This window comes from Rhodococcus sp. A14 (assembly GCF_011603105.1).
Taxonomy (GTDB): Bacteria; Actinomycetota; Actinomycetes; order Mycobacteriales; family Mycobacteriaceae; genus Rhodococcus_F; species Rhodococcus_F opacus.
In genome coordinates, this window is sequence record NZ_JAAOQS010000005.1 from 148893 (window position 1) to 171455 (window position 22563).

Here is a 22563-nt window from a genome sequence, read left to right on the forward strand (position 1 = left end):
CAGGCTAAGCGTCCGCATGTGAGTGCCGCGGCGTGCCTGAGGACACTTTGCCACTCACGTGGGAGGCGGCGGCCAGTGCTTCCTCGAACTCCCGCCGGCCCGACTGCGATCCGAGCAGCAGCGCGAACCGGGTCAGGAATCCCTCGCGGTCCGATTCGCCCGCCTGGTCGAGCGCCTCGGACAGTCCCATCCACACGTTCTCGCGCAGCAGTTCGTCCGGCGTCGCCGTCGTCTCCGTGTGCGTGGGGACGACGCCCAGCGCGGGGGCGGTTGCCGTTTTCAGGTGGTCGCGGACGTCGCCGAGCAGCAACAGGTCCCGAACCCGACACAGGACGAGTCCGTCCGGGCGAATGACGAAGCACTCACCCGCGGCCGCACCGAGAGCCGTCGGCAGCGCACCGTCGGGGTCGTCGAGGACCGTCAGGTCGGCCGCCGCGGCCACCGCCGCACCCGGTGCCGGGACGACGACCGCCCGCACCGATTCGGGCGACAGCGCCATCGCGAGAGCGGATGCGTGTGCGGCGATCATCCGGGCACCGGCCGCGTCGACTCCGACACCGAAGAGCGCGAAACCCGTTCCCCGGACCCGGTTCAGCGACGACTCCACCGACCCGTCTGCGGTGACGACGCGGACGCGCCGGTCCTCCATCGGATCCCCGGGCAGCACGCCGGTCGTCCCCTCGGCCACCGGCCACGTGAGCGGCGACAGGTGCGCGTGCGTCGCACTCGACTGCCGCGGATTGATGAGGTGACCGAACTCCGGACGGGTCGTGGCCAGCGCCAGCACCGCGTCGCGGGTGGTGCGGTAGCCGTGGCTGCCGGGCGACATGATGAGCGTCGACTTGCCCGCGTTGTCGACGTTCTGCTGCCAGGCGGCGCGCCGCTCGGCCGAATATGCCCGCAGGAGAGATTTGTCCGCGGTCCCGTGGACGACGGCGGCCAGTGTCCAGGCCAGGGTCTCGGCGTCCTCCATGCCGGAGTTAAGCCCACGGACGCCGAAGATCGGCACCAGGTGGGCGGCGTCCCCGGCGAACAGGATGCGACCGTGCGTGAAGTCGTCGAGGGCGAGCGCGTGCGCGCGGTAGAAGCCGTGCCATTCGAGGGTCCACGGCACGTCGTTCTCGAGCCAGTCGAGGTGCCGGGTGATCCGGTCGCGGATGCGGTCTTCCTGTGTCTCGAGTTCGGCGTCGTCGGCGCTGTCGAGTTGGTAGTCGATGCGCCAGATGTCGCGGGGCTGCTGATGCATGATGATCGTCGAGCCGGGGTTGCTCGGCGGGTCGAACCACACCATCCGCTCGGCGGGCAGCGTCGATTCCCAGTGGATGTCGGCGATGACGTAATTGCCCTGATAGCTGTTTCCCTGCAACCGGATTCCGGCGAGTTCACGCATCCGGCTGCGACCGCCGTCGGCGGCCACCACCCAGCGCGCGCGCAGGCGGCGCGCACCGAACGCGGTGTCGACGTCGAGCGTCACGTCCTCGTCCGACCGCAGCACCCCGGCGACGCTCGACGACCAGTGGAACGTGATCAGCGGGTGCGCGAGCAGTGTGTCCGTCATGATCTGCTCGATCTCGGACTGCGACACGTTGACCATGGGCCCGCGGACGTCGTGGTCGCCGTGCGCCATCTCGAAGTGCAGCACCTGCTCGTCGCGGTAGAAGCTGCGACCACCCACCCAGGGGAGCACGATCTTCTCGAGTTCCGGCCCGAAGCCGAGCCGGGCGGCCACCTCGAGGCTGTGCCGGGAGATACAAATGGCGCGGCTGCCGAACGACACCTGGTCGGCGGCCTCGAGCACGGTGACGGGGATGCCGCGCTGCGCGAGGCCGAGTGCCACGCCCATGCCGACCGGTCCCGCGCCCACGACGACGACGGGCAGGGCCTCGTCGGTTGCACCGGTCGACGCGAACTCCGTCGCCGGGTACTTCTGTGGCTGAAAGTAGGTGGACATGTCAGGCGGCCTCCGCTTCCCGGCGCTTGGTGTTGGTTTCCGGCAACAGCAGGATCGAGACGAGACTGACCACGGCGATCACCACGAAGTAGGCGGTGACGGCCGTCGAAGTGCCGAACGCTTCGAACAGCCACGTCGCCATGAACGGTGCGAGCCCACCGCCGAGGATGGCGCCGATCTGGTAGCCGAGAGACGCACCGCTGTAGCGGATGTGGGCGGGGAAGAGTTCCGCGAACAGTGCCGACTGCGGCCCCGCGGTGGTGCCGAGCACCGCCGCCATCACGATCATCGCGAGCAGCATGACGGGGATCGACGCCGTGTCGATGAGCGGGAAGAACACCGCGGCCACGATCACGAGCGCGATCGAACTCCACGTGTACACGCGGCGCCGGCCGAGCACGTCCGACTTCCAGGCCGACACGGCCATGCCCGCCATCCAGACCGGGCACGCGATGATCAGCAGTGTGAGCATGGTGGCGCGGCTGTATCCGAGTTCCTTGGTGCCGTACGTCAGGACGTACACCATGAACACGTAGGCGATGCCGTTGGTCGCGATGAACGTGCCGGCCGCGAGCAGCACCGTCCGCCAGTTGCGGGTCAGCACCTCGACGATCGGCATCTTCACGATCGTGTTGCTCTCCTTGGCCTCCGCGAACGCCGGGGACTCGAAGACGCCGAGGCGAATCCACATCGCGACGCCGACGAGCACGGCGCTCATCAGGAACGGCACCCGCCAGCCCCACGTCTGGAACGCGTCGTCGGACAGCAACTGGGTGACGGCGAGGAACACGACGTTCGCCATGATCACTCCGGCCGGAACGCCCATCTGCGGTGCCGCGCCGTACAGGCCGCGCTTGCCTTCCGGGGCGTGTTCGGTGGCCATGAGCACCGCGCCGCCCCATTCGCCGCCGACGCCGATGCCCTGGACGAACCGCAACGCCACCAGCAGGATGGGTGCGGCCACCCCGATGGCCTCGAAGTTCGGGAGCAGGCCGATGCCGACGGTCGCGGCGCCCATCATGGTCAGCGACAGCACCAGCATCGACTTGCGTCCGATGCGGTCACCGAAGTGCCCCATGACGACACCGCCGATCGGGCGGGCGATGAAGCCGACCGCGAACGTAGCGAATGCGGCGAGGGTTCCGGCGAACGTCGACGCGCCGGGGAAGAACTGCGGTCCGATCACCAGGGCTGCGGCGGTGCCGTAGATGAAGAAGTCGTACCACTCGATCGCGGTACCGACGAAGCTCGACAGGACTGCCCTGCGTGCTTCCTTGTGAGACACCGGCGGTGTCGCCTCGGTGATTGCCGTCATCGTCTGCCTTCCCGGTTCTGCTGCGCGCGCACTCATCGCGCTACCGGAAAACAATGACCCGACTCACATACATCTGAAAAGCGGGACTATCCCCACATGAATTGCAGAAAAACCGTGGAAGGCGTGAATGCGCAGCTCAGGGTGTGACGAACCGGATGAATGCCCGCGCGACCCGGCTCAGCGTCGCCTCCTGATGCCACGCCACCACCACGGCCACCGACGCCGGTTTCGGGTCGGCGATCGGTTTCACGACGACGGGCAGCCCCTCGTACGTGACATCCACCCGGGGTCGTTGCAGCAGCAGCGTCCACCCCAGACCGCGTCCGACGAAGGCCCGCGCCGTCTCGAAGTTCGCGGTCCGATACGCCACCCGGGGCGCGAATCCGGCCTCCCGGCAGACGTCCATCGCATGGTTGGTGCTCGGTGGCGCGTCCAGCAGCACCATCGGGTGCTCGGCCAGATCCGCGAGGCGCACCGGCCCGTCGACACCCGCCAGCGGATGCTCCGCCCCGAGCACCACCATCGGCTCGCGGGTCATGAGCGGCACGGTCTGCCACTCCGGGGAGAGGTCGAGGTCGTAGACGATGGCGACGTCCAGTTCGCCGCCCTCGAGCTGCGTCCGCAACCGGTTCTGGGTGTCTTCCCGGAACTCCACGGACGCCCGCGGGTACTCCGCGGTGAACGCGTACAACATCGACGGCAGGATCGTCGGGCCGAGCGCCGGGTAGCAGCCGACGGCGATCGGCCCGGCCACGACACCGCCCTCCCCGGATGCGTCGGCCTGCAACTCCCCCGCCTGCTGCAACAGGGCACGCGCCCGCGACAGCACCGCCTCCCCCGTCGGGGTCAGCTGCACACCGCGGGCCCGCCGGCGCACACACAACTGCGCCTTCAGTGCCTTCTCCAGGTCCGTCACCGCCGCGGACAACGCCGACTGCGACAGGTGCATCCGCTCGGCCGCACCACTGATCGTCCCGGTCTCCGCGACCGCCACGAACGCCGCCAGCTGGCGCATCGTGTACACGGGGACGTTGTCGGGGCGGGGCATGCAAGAACGGTAGCGCGGACAATTCAGTGTCCGGTGGCCGCCGGGACCTGCGCGAGCACCTCCCGGGTGGCGGCGACCAGCCGCGCGAGCCACGCGTCCGTGCCGACGACCCGCCGGAGCGGCTCGTTGGGGAGTTCGATGCTCACCGGCAGGCCCGCCGGCAACGTCGCCCAGATGTCGGCGAGCGGGATGCCGCCCGACCCCGGTACCAGCCGCTCTTCGCGCGCCTGACGGATCAGTTCGGCGTCGTCCGTGGGCGCAGGCACCGAGCCGTCGCACATCTGGGCGTAGTGCAGCCACTCCCTCGGGATCGCCGCCAGGTCGTCGAGCGTGGTGCTCGACCGTCCGACGTGCAGCCCGTCCACCAGCACGCTGCGCGCCGGCCCGTCGGCCTGCGACACGATCTCGACCGCGGTGGTCGCGTCGGGCACGGCCGTCCACGGCATGAACTCGAGGCTCGCGACGATGCCGTACTGCGCGCACAGTTCCGCGAGCCGGGCGTAGGAGTCGGTGAGCCGGGAACGGTCGCGGTCGTCGCCGCCGACGAGCACGGCCTTCACACCGAGGCGTGCGCCCGCCTCGAGCAGCGGAACGTACGACTTCGGGTCGAAATCGGCACCCAGCCGGATGATTTCGAGGTCGAACACCTCGATCGACGAATCGTCGAGACGCCGGACCAGCGCGTCGAGGGCGGCGTCGTCCTCGTGCAGCGGGTAGGCGGTGGTGCCGGGCGCGGCGGGCAGCAGCCGGATGCCGATGGTGTCGAGGCCGTGCTTCTCGGCGAGGTCCACCTGCTGCAACGGCGCGGTGTCGAGCACGGTGAGTGCGGCAAGGCCGAGTGGGGCGGTCATCGCAGATCTCCTGTCGTCGAGGCGAGGCGGCGACCGGTGAGGTAGCCGAAAGTCATGGCCGGGCCGAGGTTGATGCCGCCGGACGGGTAGTGGCCGCCCATGACGCTGGACTGGTCGACCCCGACGGCGAACAGCCCGTCGATCGGCTGGTCGTCGTCGTTCAGCACCCGCGACGCCCTGTCGGTGACCAGACCGGCGAACGTGCCGAAGCTGCCGGGCACCACCTTGACCGCGTAGAACGGGCCTTCTTCGAGCGGTGCGAGGGAGGCGTTGGGCCACGGATTGTCGGCGTCCCCGGACCCGACGGTGAACGGGGTGGTGCCACGACCGAACTCGGGGTCGACGCCGTCGCGGGCGCCCTCGTTGAACGCTGCGACCGTCTTCTCCAGGCCGTCGGGGTCGACGCCGATCTTCTCGGCCAGCTCGCGCACCGTGCGGCCGCGGGTGAGGTAGCCGGACTTCAGGTACGGCCACGTGGGGATCGGCAGCGGCTTGGCCATGCCGAGCGGGAAGTACCGCAGGTACCGTTGGTCGGCGATCAACCAGGAGCAGACCTCGTCGCCGTCGGGGACCTGTTCGACCATCGCCAGAGTGTAGTCGTGGTAGCCGAGGGCCTCGTTGACGAAGCGGCGACCGTCGGCGAGAACGCCGATGGCGCCGGGCTTTCCGCGGTCGAGGATGTGCGGGAACACGCCCTCCTTGCCGTTGCGGTATCGGATGATCGACACCGGGCAGTACGCCACCGGCGATGCGACCGAGCGGTCGAGTCGGCCGCCGACCGACTCGCCGAGGGTGACGCCGTCGCCGGTGGTCGTGGACGGGGTGAGGGTCCAGTGTTCACGGCCCGTGGGTGTGCGGGGGAAGAGTTCGCGGCGCCGGTCGACGTCGCGACTGAAGCCGCCCGTCGCGAGGACGACTCCGCGGCGGGCGGACACGGAGTAGGCCCCGTCCGGGCCCTCCAGCCGGACACCGGTGACGGTGCCCGCGTAGTCGGTGGTCAGCGCGGTGGCCGCCGTGCTCACGCGGATCTCGACGCCGGCGTCGAGCGCCGACCGCAGCAGCCGGCCGACGAGCGCGGTGCCGTTGACGAGCTGCTGGCCGCGGCGTGTGGTGGCGAGGTCGAGCAGGTGCGTGGACACCCTGCGGGCGCAGTGCACGAACGCCTTCGCCGAACGCGTCGAGTGCAGGAAGGCCTGCAGGTCCGGGCCGGCCATGATGCCCATACCGAGGAACGACGTCTCGTAGAGCTGCCGTCGGAGCAGCGCCGCGACGTCGGGGCCGAGCTTCCGGAGGCTCACCGGCTTCGGCCCGACGGAGCGGTGTCCCGTGCCCGCACCCGGTGTGTCGCCGTGGATGTCGGCGATCTTCGCGCCCGGAACGAATTGCAGCGCCGTCTTCTTCTCGAAGAACTCGACCATCTCGGGTGCGCCGTCGAGCAGGGCATCGACCTTGGCGGCGTCGAAGTTCTCGCCGAGTCGGTGCTCGAGATAGGTGCGCGGCAGCGAGCGATCCTCGTTCACGCCGTCGGCTTGCGCGAACAGGTTCCGCGGCGTCCACATCCAGCCGCCGGACCACGCTGTCGCGCCGCCGCACGTGTCCGCCTTCTCGACGACGAGGACGGAGGCTCCCCCGTCGGCTGCGGCCACGGCGGCGGACAGACCGCCCGCTCCGGAGCCGATGACGACGACGTCGTAGGTGGCGATGGTGTGTTCGGGGGTCATAGCGTCTCCTGAGCGGATGTCGTTGCGAAAGTCGTTGCGGGCGTGAGGTCGACGACCCGGCCGGTGCGCGAAGACTCGTAGATCGCCGCGATGATCGCCAGCGAGGCGCGCGCGTCACGTCCGGTGACGGCAGGATCGCGACCGGTCAGGACGGCGTCCGCGAAGTCCTGCACCTGGAGTGTGTGGAAGTCGGCGAGTCCGGCGTTGACTTCGGTGACGTCGAGATTGGCGCGGACGCCGGCTGGGAACGGGGCACGGAGCTCCACTTCGCCGGGGACCGTCCAGATCTCGTTGACGCCCTCCCGGCCCTCCGGGAACTCGAGGACGCTCGCAATCGCACCGGTCTGCCCGATCACGGTGACCCGGTTGCCGAGGTTGTGGTTGGCGCCGGTGGTCGCGGTGACGGTAGCCGTGCCGCCCGACGCGAACGAGACGACGGCGGACGCGCTGTCCTCGGTCTCGATGTGGTCGCCGTGTGTGTGGGTGCGGATGAAGCCGCTCACCGACACGGCCTCACCCATGAACCATTGGAGCATGTCGATCTGGTGGACGGCTTGCGTCATCAGGACACCGCCGCCGTCGGTGTCCCACCGTCCGCGCCACTCGTCGGCGGAGTAGTAGGACGACGGGCGGTGGAGAAGCACCGACGCCTCACCGAGCACCGGAATGCCGATCCGGCCGTCGTCGATGGCCGTCCTGATCCGCCTCGCGGCCGGCCAGAACCGGCGCTGGAACAGCACACCGAACGTGATGCCCGCGCGGTCGGCGGCCGCGATCATCCGGTCGGCCGCGGCGACGTCGACCGCGATCGGCTTCTCGCACAGCACGTGGATCCCGGCCCCGGCGGCCGCGACGACCACCTGCTCGTGCACCGGATGCGGGGTGCAGACGGTGCACGCATCGAGGCCGAGGGCGATCAATTCCTCCACCGAACCGACGGCCCGCGCGATGCCGTGCGCGGATGCGAACTCGCGGGCGCGGTCGACGTCGGGGTCGCAGCAGCCGACCACCTCGACGCCGGTCACCTGCTGCAGGGCCCGTGCGTGGTTGCCGGCGATCTTTCCGCAGCCGACGATGCCGATACGTAGTGCCATCAGTAGTGCTCCTCGGTTTCGACGTCCCTGGCCGCGGACTCGCCGCGGTCGAGACGGTTCAGGGCGTCGACGTCCGCGCCGGTGAGCCGCACGTCGAGGGCGGCCAGGTTCTCGGCCTGGCGCGCGGGATTCGCGGATCTCGCGACCGGCACGACACCCTGCGCGAAGTGCCAGGCCAGGACCACCTGCGCGGGGGTGCGGTCGAGGCGCCGGGCGATGTCGGTGACCACGGGCGAGTCGAGCACCTCGCCGCGGCCCAGCGGGCTCCACGCCTGCGTGAACACGCCGAGTTCGTCGTTCGCGCGCCGGACGGGCAGCCGGGCGAGCGACGGGTCCATCTGGATCTGGTTGACTGCCGGCGCTTCTCCGGTTTCGGTGACGACGCGACGCAGGTGCGTCTCCAGGAAATTGGAGACGCCGACGTAGCGGACGAGGCCGGCGTCGCGGCACGCGAGCATCGCCTCGAACGCCGCCACGTACCTGTCGTGGCGGGGCAGCGGCCAGTGGATGAGGAACAGGTCGAGCCGATCGAGTCCCAGATTCTTCAGGCTGCGCTCGACCGCGCCGCGGATGTCACCCGACACGTGATCGCTCCCCCGCAGTTTCGTGGTGACGAACAGCTCCTCGCGGGGCAGTCCGCACTCCGCGAGCGCCACACCCACAGCGTCCTCGTTGTCATAGATCGTGGCGGTGTCGACGAGCCGGTAGCCGGCCTCGATACCGGACAGCACGGCCCGGGTGGCGTCCGGGCCGGTCAGTGGCCAGGTCCCGAGACCGAGGGGCGGGATGTCCATCATGCGCTGACCTCCTCGCGAGCTTCGGCGGCCGCGGTGATCTTCGCGGCGACGTCGGCTGCGGTGACGAGAGCGGCGTGGATGGAGCCGCCGTCGCCACTCGCGTCACCGACCGTGTGGACGCCGAGTCGCGGTGCCAGCGACCGCACTGCGGCGAGCAGGTCGGTGCGCGGCTCGACGCCGTGCGAGATCAGCAGTTCGCCGGGAGCGTCCACCACCCGCTCGACCCCGGCGGTCGAGATCACCACCCGGTCTTCCTCGATCCGCGTCACGATCGACGACAGATGGGTGGTGAGGTTCGCACTCGCCGCGAGCCGCGGCAGCAGCACGATCTTGCCGCGACGGCCGACATCGTGAGCGATCGTCTCCTGCGGGCCGATCATGACCACCTTCGTGCCGTGCTGGAGCAGGTCGTCGGCGACCGCGGCCGCCTCCCGGTCGGCGCCGAAGATCGTGATCGCCTCGGGTGCAGGGTCTCCGCATTCCAGGAACTCGCGAACGTCGCGGACCCTCCGGGTGTCGGCCCCGGGGAGGTCGACCTCGGGTCCGCGGCCGCCCGTCGCGAGCACGACGGCGTCGAAGTCGAGTTCCGCCAGTGCGGCGGCGTCGACCCGCGTGCCGGTGTGGCAGGTGATGTCGAGGTCGGCGATCTCGGCGAGGTACCAGTCGACGATCCGTGCGTACTCGGGGTACTCGTGCAGTCGCGAGGCCAGCGCGAAATCGCCACCGAGACTGCCGCGTTCGTCGTACAGGTCGACGCGGTGCCCGGCGAGCGCGAGGTCGCGGGCGGCCGCCATGCCCGACGGCCCGCCGCCGACGACGGCGACACGCACCGCCACGTCCGCCGGCTTCGACGGCTGCTCGAGTTCGCGGCCCACCCACGGATTGACCGAGCACGGAACGGGTCCGGCGGCGAGGCTGTCGATGCAGTAGTTGCAGGCGATGCAAGGCCGGTACCGGCCGCCGTCCAGCGCGCGGTTCGGGAAGTCCGGGTCGGCGTGCAGGGTGCGGGCCATGCTGACGAAGTCGGCCTGCCCGGATTCGATGATCTGCGCCGCGACCTCGGGTGAGCTGATCCGGCCTGCGACTCCGACGGGGAGGTCGAAGTCCCGCGTGTACTGCTCGGAGAACGGGGCGAGGAGCCCGCGCGGCCACTCGCCGGGTTGGATGATCCACTGCCCGGATTCGTAGTTGCCGGCGGAGACGTCGAGGAAGTCGAGCCGGTCGGTGGCGATCGCGTCGATCCGGGCGCGGGTCGTCTCCGCGTCGAGACCGCCGTCGACGGCCTCGAACGCCGAGAATCGCAGTCCGAGAGCGATACCCGGTGCCATCGCGCGCACGGCGTCGATCACCTTGTTGACGAACAGTGCCGGATCGGCCCACTCGTCGTCGCGGTGGTTGTACGCCGGCGAGAGAAACTGGTGGATGAGGTAGCCGTGACCGCCGTGCAGCGAGATCACGTCGACCCCGGCCTGCTGACAGCGCGCGGCGGCCTCACCGAAGCATTCGATGATGTGCTCGATGTCGTCGCCGTCGAGTTGCTCGGGCATTCCGCCGCCGACCACCGCGCACGGGATCGGTGACGGTGCGACAGGGACGAATCCGCTGACGGAACTCTGCGCAGTGCGGCCGCCGTGATTGAGTTCGACGCCGACAAGGGCACCCTGCGCATGAATCGCCTCGGCCATCTTCGCGATGCCCGGGATGCGTTCGTCGACGTCCACACCCATCTGCCGGACACGGCCCTTGCCGTCGGCCCGCACGTAGCTGGCCTCGGTGAAGACGAGTGCTGCGCCGCCCGCCGCACGGCGCTCGAGGTACGCGATGTACTCGTCGGTCATCGTGCCGTCGACCTCGCAGTAGTTGCGCTCCATCGGCGCCGACACGAAGCGGTTGCGCAGTCGCACGTTACCCAGGTCGAGTGGTGCGGCGAACGGACGCGCGGTCATCGGGACTCCTCGAGTACGGTCGGGGCGCACTGATCGGCGAGCAGTTCGCCGAGGTGACGTCGCATGCGGTCGGGGTCGGGCGTGACCCCGGTGAGGAGGGCGAACGTGTCGGCCGCCTGAGCGACGAGCATCTGACCGCCGTCGAGCACGGCGCAGCCGAGAGCGCTTGCTGCCGCGACGAGTTCGGTCCGCAGGGGGCGGTAGACGATGTCGGCGACCCACAGTCCGGGATGGAGCGCGTCGGTGTCGAACGGCGTTCCAGGATGTCCGACCATGCCGATCGGGGAGGCGTTGACGACGCCGTCGCAGCGTTCCAGGTTCGCTTCGATCGCGCCGAGGGGGATGGCCGTGACCCGCGTCTGCGGAAAGGCCGCCACGAGGCGCGTGCAGACGTCCGCCGCGCGGGCCGGGTCGAGGTCGGCGACCCGCAGGTCCGTCACTCCGGCGGCGGCGAGCGCGTAGGCGACGGCCGAACCGGCACCGCCCGCACCGGCGAGGACGACGCGGCCGAGCGTGGCATCGGGCAGTCCCCGGCGCAGCGCCGCGAGGAATCCGCTGTGGTCGGTGTTGTGACCGATCAGCCGCCCGTCACGGACGACGACGGTGTTGACGGCACCGAGAAGTCGCGCGTTGTCGGACAATTCGTCGAGGGAGTCGACGACCACCTGCTTGCACGGGTGGGTGACGTTGAGTCCGGTGCAACCCGCTGCGACGGCCTGCCGCAGCGTGTCGCCGGAACGGTCGACGGGGATGCCCTCCGCCGCGACGTCGAGCAGGTCGTAGCGGTAGTCGGTCAGGCCGAGGGCGGCGGCCTCGTGCTCGTGCAGCGCCGGCGACAGGGACGTGGCGATCCCTGCCCCGACGAGGCGGATCCGGTGCCGGGTGGATACGGGGTGCATGAAAATCTCCTGCAGTGGTGAAGGTCAGGTCAGGCGTCGGTGCGGACGAGCGCCTGATGCCGGGTGCCGACCGTCGTCGTGCCGGGTTCGCCGAGCTGCTCGGTGGGTGTGCGGTACGTCTCGGGGCCGGTGAGCGCGGCGACCGACGACAGCAGCGCGAAGCCCAGGCACATCCAGGCGACCGGGGTCCAGTTCGCGGTGTCGCCCGCCGACAGCCACTGCGCGATGGCCGGGGTGAAGCCGGCGACCAACAGTCCCAGCATGAGGCTCACGGCCATTCCCGTGTACCGGACCTTGGCGGGGAACTGCTCGGGGAAGTACGCCGGGTACACGCCGTTGGGCATCGCGTAGAACAGGCCGATCAGGACGATGCCGGCCGCGAACACCATCGGCGCGCTGCCCGTCCCGATCGCGTGGAAGAACACGAACACCATGCCCGCGGCACCGACGGCGCCCGTCACGAACACCGGTTTGCGGCCGATCCGGTCGGCGAGCATTCCGAACAGCGGCTGGGTGAGGACCGCGACGAAGTTGGCGACGGCGATGGCCCACAGCATCGTGGAGCGTTCGAGCCCGGCGACCTGCACGGCGTACGCCAGCGCGAAGACATTGACGATGGTGTTGATCATCGCGAATGTCGCGCTGAGGCTGATGCGGATCACGGTGCGCCAGTGCGAGCGGAACATCTCGACGACGGGAATGCCCGCCGTGTCGTCGTGTTCCTTCAGCTCCTCGAAGACCTCCGGCTCGTCGAGCTTGCGACGCAGCCAGACCGCAACACCCGTCACGAAGATGCTGAGCAGGAAGGGCACACGCCAGCCCCACGAGTAGAGCGCGTCGTCGGGCAGCGCGGCCACGGGAATGAACACCAGGCTCGAGATGACGATGCCGAACATGATGCCGCTCATGGTGAATGAGGTGTAGAACGAGCGACGGTTGTCCGGTGCGTGTTCGAGCGTCAACGCGGACGATCCTGGCGATTCGCCGCCGGCCGACAGGCCCTGCAGCAATCGCAGGAGCACCAGGATGATGGGCGCGGCGATACCGATCTGGTCGTACGTGGGCAGGCACCCGACGACCACGGTCGCGATACCCATGAGCAGGAGGCACGCCAGCAGCGAATTCTTGCGCCCGTATCGATCCCCGAGATGTCCCCACAGCACTGCGCCGAGTGGACGCGCGATGTACGCCACACCGAGCGTGCCGATCGACAGCAGGGTCGCCGTGGCGCCACCGCCCGGGAAGAAGATCCGCGGGAAGACCAGCGCTGCCGCGGACCCGTAGATGAAGAAGTCGTAGTACTCGAGCGTGCTGCCGAGGAATCCCGAGACGGCGGCCCGGCGGGCGTTCTCGTTCGGTTGTCCCCCGGTGTCGCGAGTAGACGTGCTTGCCATGGTGTTCCTTTCGTCCCAGGGATCCGGTGCGCCGCAAGGCTTCTTCGGAGGTGACCCACCTCACACGAAGTTCCGGACCGTGACGAGCGTGTCATGGCGGACTATGCGCAGTCCAGCGCAAAAAAAGTCTTAGATATAGACCGAAAATGTCCTAATCGGGAGTCGGGAGAATGTCCTCCGATACCGCGAGGGCCACCCGGAGCGCGTCGGAGACCCGACGCGGGGACCAGGCGAGTCCGTGGTTCATGTAGATCGGCTCGCCGGTGAGCGGCACGAACACCGTGCCCGGGGGCGTGAGCGCGGCAATACCCGACGTCATGAGCGCCACGCCGACACCCGTCGCCACGAGCATCAGGATCATGTACGGGTCGGTGATCTCCTGCACCACGCGGGGACGGAATCCCGCATCGACACAGGCCCGCATCGCGACCTCCTGCAATGCCGAGCCTGCCGACAGCGGTGTCGTGACGAACCCGTCTTCGGCGAGGTCGCGCAAGTCGATCTCCCGCTCCGACGCGAGCGGGTGGTCCGCCGGGAGCACCGCCCCGAACGGCTCGCGGCGGATCAACCGGGTGGACACCGAGGCGGTCTCCACGGGAAGTCCGACGAACGCGAGATCGAGTGCGCCACTGTCGAGTTGAGTGATGGCGTCGCGGGTCATGATGCGTCCGACGAGGGTGAGTTCGATGTCGGGGTAGCGCTGCCGGAGTGCACGGGTGAGCGGGGGCAGCGACAGGTGATTGAGCACGCCCGTGAAGCCGATCTTGATGCGGCCGTACACGCCCCCGGCGGACGCGCGGGTGGCCTGCCGCGCGATGTCGACACTCTCGAGAATGCGGTAGGCGTGCGGCAGGAACGTGTGGCCGGCCGACGTCAGGGCCACACTGCGGGTGCTCCGCTCGAACAACGGCACGCCGATGTCCTTCTCGAGTTTGCGCACCGTCTGACTCAGCGGCGACTGGGCCATCTGGAGCCGCGCGGCGGCCCTGCCGAAATGCAGTTCTTCGGCGACGGCGACGAACGCTTGCAGCCAGCGAATCTCCATCGGATTCCCTTCGCGAGTTTGACGAGTGTGACTCAGCCCATATATTCCAATTCGCACACAGTGTGAAACCGATCATTCTGATTTCGCACATAGAACAAGACTAATGCGCACACAGTCGCGAGGAGAGACCACCATGGCCACGTATCCCGAGGGCGCGACCGCGCTCGTCACCGGCGGAGCGAGCGGAATCGGTGCGGCGTGCGCGAAACGCCTCGCCGGCGCCGGGGTCCGCGTCGTCACCGCCGACGTCGCCGCCGGGGCCGACGAGCAACTCGACGTCACCGACGCCGACGCCGTCGAGAAGCTCGCCGCCCGGCTCGGCAGCGTCGACATCCTCGTCAACAGCGCCGGTGTCGTGGGACCGTCCGCTCCCCTGGTGGCCGTCGACCTCGAGGACTGGCGCCGCACGTTCCGCATCAACGTCGACGGGACGTTCCTCCTCTGCCGCGCGTTCGTGCCGGCCATGGCCGACGCAGGCTGGGGGCGGGTCGTGAATCTGGCGAGCATCGCGGCGAAGGATGGAAATCCCAACCAGAGCGCCTACTCGGCGTCGAAGGCGGCCGTGGTCGCGCTGACGAAATCGCTCGGCAAGGAGGTCGCGCAAACCGGTGTCCTGGCCAACGTGGTGGCCCCCGCCGCGGTGGAGAGCCCGATGAATGCCGGCACCGACCCGGCGATCCTCGCGCGGTCACAGAGCCTGACCCCGATGGCCCGGATGGGTCGGCCCGAGGAGATCGCCGAACTCGTCGCATGGCTGTGCTCGGAGGCGCTCAGCTTCTCGACCGGCGCCGTCTACGACGCCAGCGGTGGCCGGGCGTCGTACTAGCGGGACACTCGCTCCAGCAAGTTCGGCAATGGACCGCCATGGTCACCAGCGACGGCGGCGCCGCCCGACAGTTCCAGAACGAGGTCGAGGTCGGCATGGTCGGCATCGACGTCCCCATCCGCGTCCCCACCGCGTACTACTCCTTCGGTGGCCGCCGCCGGCGCCGCCGATGCTCGCTAATGATGAACTCCGAGGCGGCGCCGGCATGCACCTTGGCGTGGTCACCCACATTCACAAGTGCGCGGGTTCCCGGATTCTCGGTCCTCCCCTGCCATCTCCGCGCACGATTCCCCGGTCAGCCTCGATTCTCGAGCACCGGCCCACGCAAATCCTCGTTGCTGTACGACTCGCGAACCCCACTCGACGGTAGTTGCGAACCTGCACGTCAGCACGCCGAATAGCGCGGGATCCTGCGCTGTCCCCGCGTGCGGTGGTCACTTTCGCGATCAATCCCTCTCAACTCTCGATGCCTTGACAACGGCGATGCAGTGTGACCACCATTACCGCATCATGTGATAGAGGTTATCACACTATGAGAGGAAATTATGAAGGTTGCGATCCTCGGCTTGGGCGAAGCCGGAAGTCTCTACTCGTCGGGATTCCTCGCGAAGGGCTGGGAGGTGACCGGGTTCGACCCGGCCGACACCGCCACCCCCGCGGGAGTGCTGCGCTTCGACGACGTCGCCGACACCGTGCGAGGTGCGGATCTGGTGCTGAGTCTGGCCAGCGCGAAGGTGGCGGTGCGGGCGGCGACCGACGCCGCACCGCATCTGTCGGACGGCATTTGCTATGCGGACATGAATGCCGCGCCAGCCGAGATCAAGGCGCAGGTCGCCGACGTGGTCGGCGCGGCCGGCGCTGCGTTCGCCGATGTCGCGGTGGTCGGGTCCGTCCCCGCCCACGGGGCGCGTACCGCCCTGGTGGTCAGTGGCGACGGATCGACCGCGGCGGCCGCGTATTTCGAGGCACTCGGCGCCACGGTCGAGGACATCTCCGGTGCGCCCGGGGACGCGTCGAACCGCAAGCTGCTGCGCAGCGCGTTCATGAAGGGCCTCGGCGCGTTGATCGTCGAATCGGTCGATGCCGGGATCGCTGCCGACGCCGAGCAGTGGGTGCGTGCGCAGATCGCCGGTGAGCTGTCCGGCAGCTTCTCGGCCCTGGACCGGCTGCGGGACGGCACCCGCAAGCACGCCGCCCGACGCTCGGTGGAGGCGGCCGCCTCGGTCGAGCTCCTCGACACCCTTGGTGTCCGCCCGGTCCTCGCGTCCGCGACGACCGAGGTGCACCGCACCCTCGCCGATGCGAATGGACGCGCCACCGACGAGTTGCTCGAGGCCTACGCCGGGCTCCCGGTCGCCAACATCGGCGACGCCCGCCAGCGCATGGGCATGGTCGATTCGGGTATCCATGCCATGTGGAAGGGCGCACGGATCGTCGGCCGTGCCCGCACGGTGTGGACCCGGGCCGGCGACAACAAGGCGCTGCATGAAGCGCTGGCGAAGGTGCAGCCTGGTGAGGTGATTGTCATCAACGGACAGGGCGACCAGAATCGGGCCTTGATGGGTGAGTTGATCGCCGAACGCGCCCGCTCCCGCGGCTGCGTCGGCATGATCATCGACGGCGCCGCCCGCGACATCGATGTCCTGCAGGAGATCGGGTTCGGCGTGTGGGCCCGTGCGGTGAACCCCTCGGGCCCCTACAAGGACGGCCCCGGCAAGATCGACGTCCCGGTCGCGGTCGGCGGTGTCGTCTGCGCCCCCGGCGACCTCGTCGTCGCGGACGACGACGGCGTCATCATCATCCCGGCGGCCGAAGCGTTCACCAGCCTGGCGGGTGGCCGGGCGGTCGAAGCCGACGAGGCGCAGCGTCGGGCCGCGATCATCGCCGCCCGTAAGGTCGCGGCATGATTGCCATCTGGGCGTTGCTGGCGTTCATAGCGTCCATCGTCTTCTGGAATGCGGTGCTCAAACGCAACATCGGTGAGGCGATGATCGTCGGGTTCGTCGTCGTCGGTGCGTTCGCCGGCCGTGACGCTCCGAAGTACATGTGGGAGGGCTTCGTCAATTCGATGCAGGAGGAAGTGACGTTCGCCGGGCTGGCGTTCATCTTCATGAGCTTCATCCTCGCGAAGACCCCGGTGCTGGACCGGCTCATCGACATCCTCAACTCGTTCCTCGGCCGCCTGCGCGGCGGTCCGATCTACACGTCCACCGTCGCCGGCGGCATGTTCGGTGCCATCGCGCATGTCGGCGCTTCGGTCACCGCCGCGGTCGGCTCAGTCACCGTGCCGTGGATGAAACGCTCCGGCGTCAGCGGCGAACTCTCCGCCACCGTCGTCGCCGGCTGCGCGGGCATGGGCGTGACGTTCCCGTTCAGCGCGACCATGTTCATCCTGGTCGGGTCCAGCACCGTCACCGGGATGATGGCCGCCGACGACATCATCGTCCCGCTCGCCATCGCCGGCCTCTGGTGCCTCGGCTACCGACTGGTGCTGAGCTACTACCTGGTCCGCAAGAACGGCCTGCAGCCGATCGCACCGGAAGACCGGATCCCGGTGAAGCGGAGCCTGCGGGTCGGGTGGACCTCGCTGTTGCTGTTCGTCCCGATCCTGATCCCGCTGCTGCTCACCCGCGGTCCGGTCGCCGCACCCATCGCGCACTACACCGACCTGGTGATGTCGAGTGCCCTGAGCCTGATCACCTGGATCCCCGTCCTGATGATCCTGCTGGTGCTCTTCCTCGGGCGCCGGCACCTGCCCAAGACCAGCACGGGCTGGTGGAAGGTCCTCGGCGACGCCGCCCCCCAGTTCGGCGTCATCGGTATCACCATCGTTGCCGCGTTCTCCGCGTCGGCGGTGCTCGCCAAGCTGAAACTGCCTCAGCAGCTGACCGCGATGCTCGAAAGCCTCAGCGCACCGTCCTGGCTGATGGCGATCCTCGTCGGGATCATCATCGTCATCATCGCGATCCCGCTGACCGCCTCTGCCACCATGGCCTCGGTCGGCCCCGTCGCCGTCGCCGCCCTGGTCGGCACCGGTATCGCCGCCCCCGTGGCCGCGGCCGCCGTCTTGGTCTTCGCGTCCACCGAGGGCGCCTCCCCACCCTCGGGCGCTCCCATCTACGTCGCCTCCGGGATCGCCCGGATCGACCCGTCGAAGATTTTCATGCCGCTCCTGAAGTACTACTGCATTCCCATCCTCGGCATCGGGGTACTGATCGCCCTCGGCCTCCTCCCCGTCTGATCCCGCGACAGGACACGTCATGTTCCAGAAAAGCTTCTCTACCCTCTTCCGCATCAGCGTCGTCGCGTTCCTGCTCGGCGGACTGGCGATCGTGCTCGGTCAATCCGTCGGACTGATCCTCGGCGACGGCGTCGTCGTCACCCACGTCGAGGAACTGCTCGCCCCGTACGCCTACGGTGCCGCAGGCATCGCCGGACTGCTCGCCTTCGTCTTGTCGTACTTCCACCACGGCGGAGAGGAGGACGCCCTCGGAAACGAGGACTCTCCCGCCCGCACCGCCGAACACGTCGGATGACCAGGTCGATGAGCACGATCGGTGCCGACTCCACCTACGCCGACCTGTGCGCCCGCACCGACGGCGCCCCGGCCGGGTCGAGTTGGGGAGTCTTCGACAACCGGGACCGGGGGACGGCGAACTTCGCCGGCCCCGGGCAGGTCCGCGACGCCGCCACCCTGGTCACCCGGGGTGCGGTGTTCGCCCTCGACTATCCGCTCGGCGCGTTCGACCCACCGATGGCCCGGTCGCGCACGGCGCCGAAGCACACAATCGTCTCCGCGCACGCCGAATCCCGCGACGACCTCCTCGACGGTTTCTACCTGCAAGCCAGCAGTCACCTCGACGGATTGCGCCACCGACGGGTGTCCGGGCAAGGCTTCTACGGGGGTATTCCCGACGACCAGGTCACCGAAGGGTCCCCGGCGCTCGGGATCCAGGCCTGGTCGCAGGACCCGATCGTCGGCCGCGGCTTGCTCCTCGACCTCGAAGCGCTTCACGCCGAGCGCGGGCATCCGCTCGACCACGCCCAGGGTCCGGCGCTCGACCCTGCCGACCTGGACGCCGCCGCGCAGCGCCAAGGCTGCGAGATCCGCGGCGGTGACCTGATTCTCGTCCACACCGGCTGGGCACACTGGTACCTCACCGCCACCGACGACCAACGCAACGAGGTCCGCTCCGGTCGCCGCTCCACCGGCTTCGCACAGAGCCGCTACCTCGCACAGTGGTTGTGGAACAACAAGATCGCGCTCTTCGGCACCGACACCTTCGCCGTCGAAGTTCTCCCCGTCCTCCCCGACAGCCCGTTCACGGAGTCCGCTCCCGAGGATGCCGGAATGATGCACCAGGAACTGATCGGCAAACTCGGCGTCCCCCTCGGCGAACTGTGGAACCTCACCGCACTCGCCGTGGACAGCCGCCGCACTCACACCTGGGACGCCCTGGTCACCGTCAAACCACTCAACTTCGTCGGCGGGGTCGGTTCGCCCTGCAACGCGACCGCCATCCGCTGACAGGTTTATCGCACAATGATAAGTTTCATCGAAAGTGGGTGAATCGAGGAGGAAACATGGCGGCGCCGACCAACAACATGCGATCACTGGACCGCGCGTTCGACGTGCTCGGCGTTCTCCAAGAGGCAAAGCAGCCCCTGCGGCTCAGCGAAGTCGCCCGCCACGCATCACTGCACGTCGCCACCGTGCAGCGGATCCTCGGCGTGCTCCTCGAACGCGGGTACGCCGCCCGCATCGGCGACACCTACACCGCCGGGCCCGCTGCGCTCGCGGTCGCGCACGCGTTCATGGTCACCAACCCGCTCAGTGTCCTTGCCCAGCCCATGCTGCAGCAGCTCGCCGCGAGTACGGGGTTCACCGCGTCGATGTATGTGAAGGTCGAATCCTCCCGAGTGCTCATCGCGCGGGTGGAAAGCGACCATCCGCTCAACTACATCCTCCCCGTCGGTGAGCGCCTGCCGCTCTACCTGGGCGGCGCCGGGAAGACGATCCTCGCTCATCTCGACACCGCGGAGGTCGACGAGATCCTCGGCGGTGTCGGCGACATGGCCCTCGCCAGCGGTGCGACCGTGTCGAAAGCGGAACTGTTCGCCCAACTCGAAAAGATCCGCAGCGACGGCTTCGCCGTGTCGGTCAGCGAACGCCTCTACGGCATCGCCTCCGTCACCGCCCCCGTCCGTGCCGCCGACGGCACCCTCGTCGCCGTCCTCGGCGTCACCGGACCCGCCGACACACTCACCGACACCCAGATCGACCACCTGATCCCCGAAGTCCGCCGCGCCGCAACCACTCTCGGCACACGGGTACCCGTCGCCGGCTAGCCGGACAGTTCGCTTCCGGCCGACGATTCCTGTTCAGACCGGCTACCCCGACAGGCAAACCAGCAATCGGAGCAATGGCCAAACCTTCACGTAGTCAAGACATCGTCGCCTTCGCCCAAACCTGGGCGCCGTTCGGCGATGTTCGCCGCACCGGGTTATGCCCGGGCGCCGAGTGTTTCGAGGAAATCCGCAATGGCCGCTTCCGGCCGTTCCGTGTGGTTGCGTCGCGTGGTGGTGAGTCGGGATCGCGCCATCGCCGGTCTGCTTCGGAGGTGCCACCCCAGACGCCGTAGGGTTCGCCCACGGTGATTGCGTGGGTGTGGCACTCGCGTTGCACGGGACAGGTGGCGCAGACGGCTTTCGCCTGCCGTTCGCGGCGGATGCGCGCGCCTCGACCTTCGCCGTCGCGGGCGAAGAACAGCTCGGCGCCGGTGTCCCGGCACCGAGCGTGCATCTGCCAGTCCCAGAGCTGGGTACAAGGCTGGGGTAGGCACGGTCAGGCTGAGTGATGGCATCGTCCCGCTCCACTTCGGTCAGCTCGAGGTCAGTTCGGAAAGTAGCTACTCAGTGTCCCGGCCAGACCGAGGAGTTCGACGGTGGAGGCACCCTCGGCGATCTGTTCGCGGAACTTGGTTTCCTTGTCCTCGCGGGCCTGGGCGAGCTCGAGGGCGGATTCGACCTCGCCGGCGTAGACCACAACCAGGCCGTCGCGGTCCCCGACGATGATGTCGCCGTTGTGCACGGTAGTGCCCGCGATGTCGACGGGTTGGCCGATGCTGCCCTTGTAGGCCTTGGTCGTGCCCCGAATCGACAGGCCCTTGGCGAAGAGCGGGAACTTCATGCCGATGATCTCCTCGGCGTCGCGGACCGCGCCGTGGATGACGAGGCCGGCGATCCCTGCCTTCTGCGCTGCGGCGGTGAGCACGTCACCCCAGGCTCCGGCGTCGAGGAAGCCGCGCGCGTCGGCGACGAGGATGTCGCCGGGGCGGGCGTGCTGCAGGGCGGCGTGCAGCATGAGGTTGTCGGCGGGACCGGCGTCCACTGTGAGCGCGGGACCGGCAAGCTTCATCGACGGGTCGATCGGCTTGATCACGGCATCGATGGAGCCGCGCTGCCCCTGGGCCTCGTAGATGGTGGCGGCACCCAGCTCGCGGAGGCGGGCGAGTTGCTCGTCGGTGGGTCGAGTGCTCATGGTGTTCTCCTGTTTCTGCGCGGTCGTGCCGTCGCGACTGTGGTGGGGTCTGCCGAAGATGTTGCGGCTCTGCAGATGTGGGGTGCGACCGGCGGACTGCGGACCGGCGGTCACGGGGTGGAGCTTCGGATTTGTGGAGCCGCTCCGGTGCTGCGCGGTTGGCGCGGGTCACCGGAACCGGAGGACGAGGGCTTCCACCGCTGCCGGGTGCGGTGGCACCTGGTAACTGATCTGACAAAAAAGTACATTATCAGAACAATCTCTGTCACCATAGAGATCCGAACAGGTAGTTGACGGGCCGTTGCCGGACTATCGCTCATATTTTGTACTCACTCTGAGGTAGGAGAAGATCATGAAGTTGGCGATCATCGGATGCGGTGAAGTGGGCCGCCTGTATGCCCGGGTCGCGGCGGAGTCCTTCGAGGTCGTCCTCTGCGATGCGTATCCGTCACCGGCGGCGCGCGATCTGGCGATCGATCTGGGCTTGACGCTTCACGAGCGTCTGGGCGACTGGCTCGCCGGCGTGGACCGGATGTGGTCGTGCGTGACCGGCGACGTCGCCGCGGCGGTGGCCGAGCAGTCCGGAGCCTTCGTGTCACCCGGGGCAATGTTCGTCGATCTGAGTACCGCCACCCCGGCGGACAAACTGCGCTCGTCGGAGCTTCTGCACACCAAGGGGATCGAGTACGCGGATGCGGTGATCATGGGTGCCATCGGCATGACGGGCCTGCGCACGTCCCTGCTGGTTTCGGGGGAGGCGGCTGCGACGGCGGTGGCCGACTTCGCCACCATCGGGGCGCCGGCGCGGGCGCTGGAGAACGCCCGGCCCGGGGATGCGGCGGCGTTGAAGCTGCTGCGCACCGTGCTGACCAAGGGGATCGAGGCGCTGGCGGTCGAGTGCCTGGTGTCGGCGGAGAAGCAGGGTGTGCGTGAGGAGCTCTACCGCGTACTCGGCGACATCGACACCCAAGGATTCACCACCTTCCTCGATGCGGTGGTGCGCAGTCACCTCCTGCACGCCGAGCGCCGCTCGCACGAGGTCGAACGCGCCGTCGCCCAGCTCGACCAGGCTCATCTGCCCTCGTCGGTACTCGCGGGCACGCGCACGCTCTACGAGCGCACGGTGCATTCACTG

General features: G+C 68.8%; 21 protein-coding genes. 8 read left to right on the forward strand and 13 right to left on the reverse strand.

Going from position 1 to position 22563, the window contains the following annotated elements:
• Window positions 1-4: 4 nt before the first annotated feature.
• The 11 genes from G9373_RS04915 to G9373_RS04965 all read right to left on the reverse strand — a co-directional run bounded on the left by G9373_RS04915 (window position 5) and on the right by G9373_RS04965 (window position 14061).
• Window positions 5-1951, reverse strand: coding sequence for an FAD-dependent monooxygenase (locus G9373_RS04915; RefSeq protein ID WP_167114136.1), 1947 nt, complete (start codon window positions 1949-1951; stop codon window positions 5-7).
• Window position 1952: 1 nt separating this feature from the next.
• Complete coding sequence (locus G9373_RS04920; RefSeq protein WP_167114139.1) at window positions 1953-3266, reverse strand: MFS transporter; 1314 nt, start codon at window positions 3264-3266, stop codon at window positions 1953-1955.
• Between the two features lie 136 nt (window positions 3267-3402).
• Window positions 3403-4314 (reverse strand): LysR substrate-binding domain-containing protein, encoded by a 912-nt coding sequence (locus tag G9373_RS04925; RefSeq protein WP_005253940.1) that lies wholly within the window; start codon window positions 4312-4314, stop codon window positions 3403-3405.
• A 23-nt stretch (window positions 4315-4337) separates the two neighbouring features.
• Window positions 4338-5165 (reverse strand): TIM barrel protein, encoded by an 828-nt coding sequence (locus tag G9373_RS04930; RefSeq protein WP_133984892.1) that lies wholly within the window; start codon window positions 5163-5165, stop codon window positions 4338-4340.
• Window positions 5162-6886: an FAD-dependent oxidoreductase gene (locus G9373_RS04935; RefSeq protein WP_167114143.1), complete on the reverse strand. Its 1725-nt coding sequence runs from the start codon at window positions 6884-6886 to the stop codon at window positions 5162-5164. The genes G9373_RS04930 and G9373_RS04935 overlap by 4 nt, the downstream gene beginning before the upstream one ends.
• Entirely contained in the window at window positions 6883-7980 is a 1098-nt protein-coding gene (locus tag G9373_RS04940; protein ID WP_120660549.1) for a Gfo/Idh/MocA family oxidoreductase, read from the reverse strand. Before G9373_RS04940 ends, G9373_RS04935 begins: the two co-directional genes overlap by 4 nt.
• Window positions 7980-8777, reverse strand: coding sequence for an aldo/keto reductase (locus G9373_RS04945; protein WP_120660548.1), 798 nt, complete (start codon window positions 8775-8777; stop codon window positions 7980-7982). The genes G9373_RS04940 and G9373_RS04945 overlap by 1 nt, the downstream gene beginning before the upstream one ends.
• On the reverse strand, window positions 8774-10723 hold the full coding sequence (locus tag G9373_RS04950; protein WP_133984894.1) for an FAD-dependent oxidoreductase: 1950 nt from the start codon (window positions 10721-10723) through the stop codon (window positions 8774-8776). Before G9373_RS04950 ends, G9373_RS04945 begins: the two co-directional genes overlap by 4 nt.
• Window positions 10720-11622 carry a shikimate dehydrogenase gene (locus tag G9373_RS04955; RefSeq protein ID WP_120660546.1) on the reverse strand — a complete coding sequence of 301 codons (903 nt, stop codon included), beginning with the start codon at window positions 11620-11622 and terminating at the stop codon, window positions 10720-10722. The genes G9373_RS04950 and G9373_RS04955 overlap by 4 nt, the downstream gene beginning before the upstream one ends.
• A 29-nt stretch (window positions 11623-11651) precedes the next feature.
• The gene (locus G9373_RS04960) at window positions 11652-13016 is read right to left on the reverse strand and encodes an MFS transporter (RefSeq protein WP_005253933.1); all 1365 of its coding nucleotides are present in this window, start codon (window positions 13014-13016) and stop codon (window positions 11652-11654) included.
• 151 nt (window positions 13017-13167) lie between these two features.
• Window positions 13168-14061 carry a LysR family transcriptional regulator gene (locus tag G9373_RS04965; RefSeq protein ID WP_054248008.1) on the reverse strand — a complete coding sequence of 298 codons (894 nt, stop codon included), beginning with the start codon at window positions 14059-14061 and terminating at the stop codon, window positions 13168-13170.
• Window positions 14062-14194: 133 nt separating this feature from the next.
• On the opposite strand from G9373_RS04965, the gene G9373_RS04970 reads away from it, so the two are divergent.
• The 7 genes from G9373_RS04970 to G9373_RS05000 all read left to right on the forward strand — a co-directional run bounded on the left by G9373_RS04970 (window position 14195) and on the right by G9373_RS05000 (window position 20236).
• A complete protein-coding gene (locus G9373_RS04970) occupies window positions 14195-14887 on the forward strand; it encodes an SDR family NAD(P)-dependent oxidoreductase (protein WP_054248009.1) in 693 nt (230 codons plus the stop codon).
• Window positions 14888-14925: 38 nt separating this feature from the next.
• Window positions 14926-15288, forward strand: a complete 363-nt coding sequence (locus G9373_RS04975; protein ID WP_166680579.1) for a hypothetical protein — start codon at window positions 14926-14928, stop codon at window positions 15286-15288.
• Between the two features lie 144 nt (window positions 15289-15432).
• Complete coding sequence (locus G9373_RS04980) at window positions 15433-16794, forward strand: NAD(P)-binding domain-containing protein (protein WP_133984898.1); 1362 nt, start codon at window positions 15433-15435, stop codon at window positions 16792-16794.
• Window positions 16791-18128 (forward strand): TRAP transporter large permease subunit, encoded by a 1338-nt coding sequence (locus tag G9373_RS04985; RefSeq protein ID WP_054248011.1) that lies wholly within the window; start codon window positions 16791-16793, stop codon window positions 18126-18128. The genes G9373_RS04980 and G9373_RS04985 overlap by 4 nt, the downstream gene beginning before the upstream one ends.
• Window positions 18129-18147: 19 nt before the next feature.
• A complete protein-coding gene (locus tag G9373_RS04990) occupies window positions 18148-18423 on the forward strand; it encodes a hypothetical protein (RefSeq protein WP_005560578.1) in 276 nt (91 codons plus the stop codon).
• 8 nt (window positions 18424-18431) lie between these two features.
• The gene (locus G9373_RS04995) at window positions 18432-19415 is read left to right on the forward strand and encodes a cyclase family protein (protein ID WP_043786859.1); all 984 of its coding nucleotides are present in this window, start codon (window positions 18432-18434) and stop codon (window positions 19413-19415) included.
• Window positions 19416-19471: 56 nt separating this feature from the next.
• Window positions 19472-20236 (forward strand): IclR family transcriptional regulator, encoded by a 765-nt coding sequence (locus G9373_RS05000; protein WP_133984902.1) that lies wholly within the window; start codon window positions 19472-19474, stop codon window positions 20234-20236.
• 94 nt (window positions 20237-20330) lie between these two features.
• Here the strand turns inward: G9373_RS05000 and G9373_RS05005 are convergent, their stop codons facing one another.
• Window positions 20331-20690: a WhiB family transcriptional regulator gene (locus tag G9373_RS05005; protein ID WP_081276556.1), complete on the reverse strand. Its 360-nt coding sequence runs from the start codon at window positions 20688-20690 to the stop codon at window positions 20331-20333.
• A 90-nt stretch (window positions 20691-20780) separates the two neighbouring features.
• Window positions 20781-21428, reverse strand: coding sequence for a 4-carboxy-4-hydroxy-2-oxoadipate aldolase/oxaloacetate decarboxylase (locus G9373_RS05010; RefSeq protein ID WP_054248017.1), 648 nt, complete (start codon window positions 21426-21428; stop codon window positions 20781-20783).
• A gap of 352 nt (window positions 21429-21780) precedes the next feature.
• Here G9373_RS05010 and G9373_RS05015 point away from each other — a divergent pair.
• Window positions 21781-22563 (forward strand): NAD(P)-dependent oxidoreductase (locus G9373_RS05015; RefSeq protein WP_167114146.1); only part of this gene is annotated, 783 nt, incomplete at its 3' end.

Bases quoted from the DNA above. Each gene is read 5' to 3' on its own strand.
- G9373_RS05000 (WP_133984902.1), top strand. From the start codon at position 19,472: ATGGCGGCGCCGACCAACAACATGCGATCACTGGACCGCGCGTTCGAC.
- G9373_RS04980 (WP_133984898.1), top strand. From the start codon at position 15,433: ATGAAGGTTGCGATCCTCGGCTTGGGCGAAGCCGGAAGTCTCTACTCG.
- G9373_RS04990 (WP_005560578.1), top strand. From the start codon at position 18,148: ATGTTCCAGAAAAGCTTCTCTACCCTCTTCCGCATCAGCGTCGTCGCG.
- G9373_RS04930 (WP_133984892.1), bottom strand. From the start codon at position 5,165: ATGACCGCCCCACTCGGCCTTGCCGCACTCACCGTGCTCGACACCGCG.
- G9373_RS04935 (WP_167114143.1), bottom strand. From the start codon at position 6,886: ATGACCCCCGAACACACCATCGCCACCTACGACGTCGTCGTCATCGGC.
- G9373_RS04985 (WP_054248011.1), top strand. From the start codon at position 16,791: ATGATTGCCATCTGGGCGTTGCTGGCGTTCATAGCGTCCATCGTCTTC.
- G9373_RS04960 (WP_005253933.1), bottom strand. From the start codon at position 13,016: ATGGCAAGCACGTCTACTCGCGACACCGGGGGACAACCGAACGAGAAC.
- G9373_RS04940 (WP_120660549.1), bottom strand. From the start codon at position 7,980: ATGGCACTACGTATCGGCATCGTCGGCTGCGGAAAGATCGCCGGCAAC.
- G9373_RS04915 (WP_167114136.1), bottom strand. From the start codon at position 1,951: ATGTCCACCTACTTTCAGCCACAGAAGTACCCGGCGACGGAGTTCGCG.
- G9373_RS04975 (WP_166680579.1), top strand. From the start codon at position 14,926: ATGGTCACCAGCGACGGCGGCGCCGCCCGACAGTTCCAGAACGAGGTC.
- G9373_RS04945 (WP_120660548.1), bottom strand. From the start codon at position 8,777: ATGATGGACATCCCGCCCCTCGGTCTCGGGACCTGGCCACTGACCGGC.
- G9373_RS04955 (WP_120660546.1), bottom strand. From the start codon at position 11,622: ATGCACCCCGTATCCACCCGGCACCGGATCCGCCTCGTCGGGGCAGGG.
- G9373_RS04995 (WP_043786859.1), top strand. From the start codon at position 18,432: ATGAGCACGATCGGTGCCGACTCCACCTACGCCGACCTGTGCGCCCGC.
- G9373_RS05010 (WP_054248017.1), bottom strand. From the start codon at position 21,428: ATGAGCACTCGACCCACCGACGAGCAACTCGCCCGCCTCCGCGAGCTG.
- G9373_RS04920 (WP_167114139.1), bottom strand. From the start codon at position 3,266: ATGACGGCAATCACCGAGGCGACACCGCCGGTGTCTCACAAGGAAGCA.
- G9373_RS04950 (WP_133984894.1), bottom strand. From the start codon at position 10,723: ATGACCGCGCGTCCGTTCGCCGCACCACTCGACCTGGGTAACGTGCGA.
- G9373_RS04965 (WP_054248008.1), bottom strand. From the start codon at position 14,061: ATGGAGATTCGCTGGCTGCAAGCGTTCGTCGCCGTCGCCGAAGAACTG.
- G9373_RS04970 (WP_054248009.1), top strand. From the start codon at position 14,195: ATGGCCACGTATCCCGAGGGCGCGACCGCGCTCGTCACCGGCGGAGCG.
- G9373_RS04925 (WP_005253940.1), bottom strand. From the start codon at position 4,314: ATGCCCCGCCCCGACAACGTCCCCGTGTACACGATGCGCCAGCTGGCG.
- G9373_RS05005 (WP_081276556.1), bottom strand. From the start codon at position 20,690: ATGCACGCTCGGTGCCGGGACACCGGCGCCGAGCTGTTCTTCGCCCGC.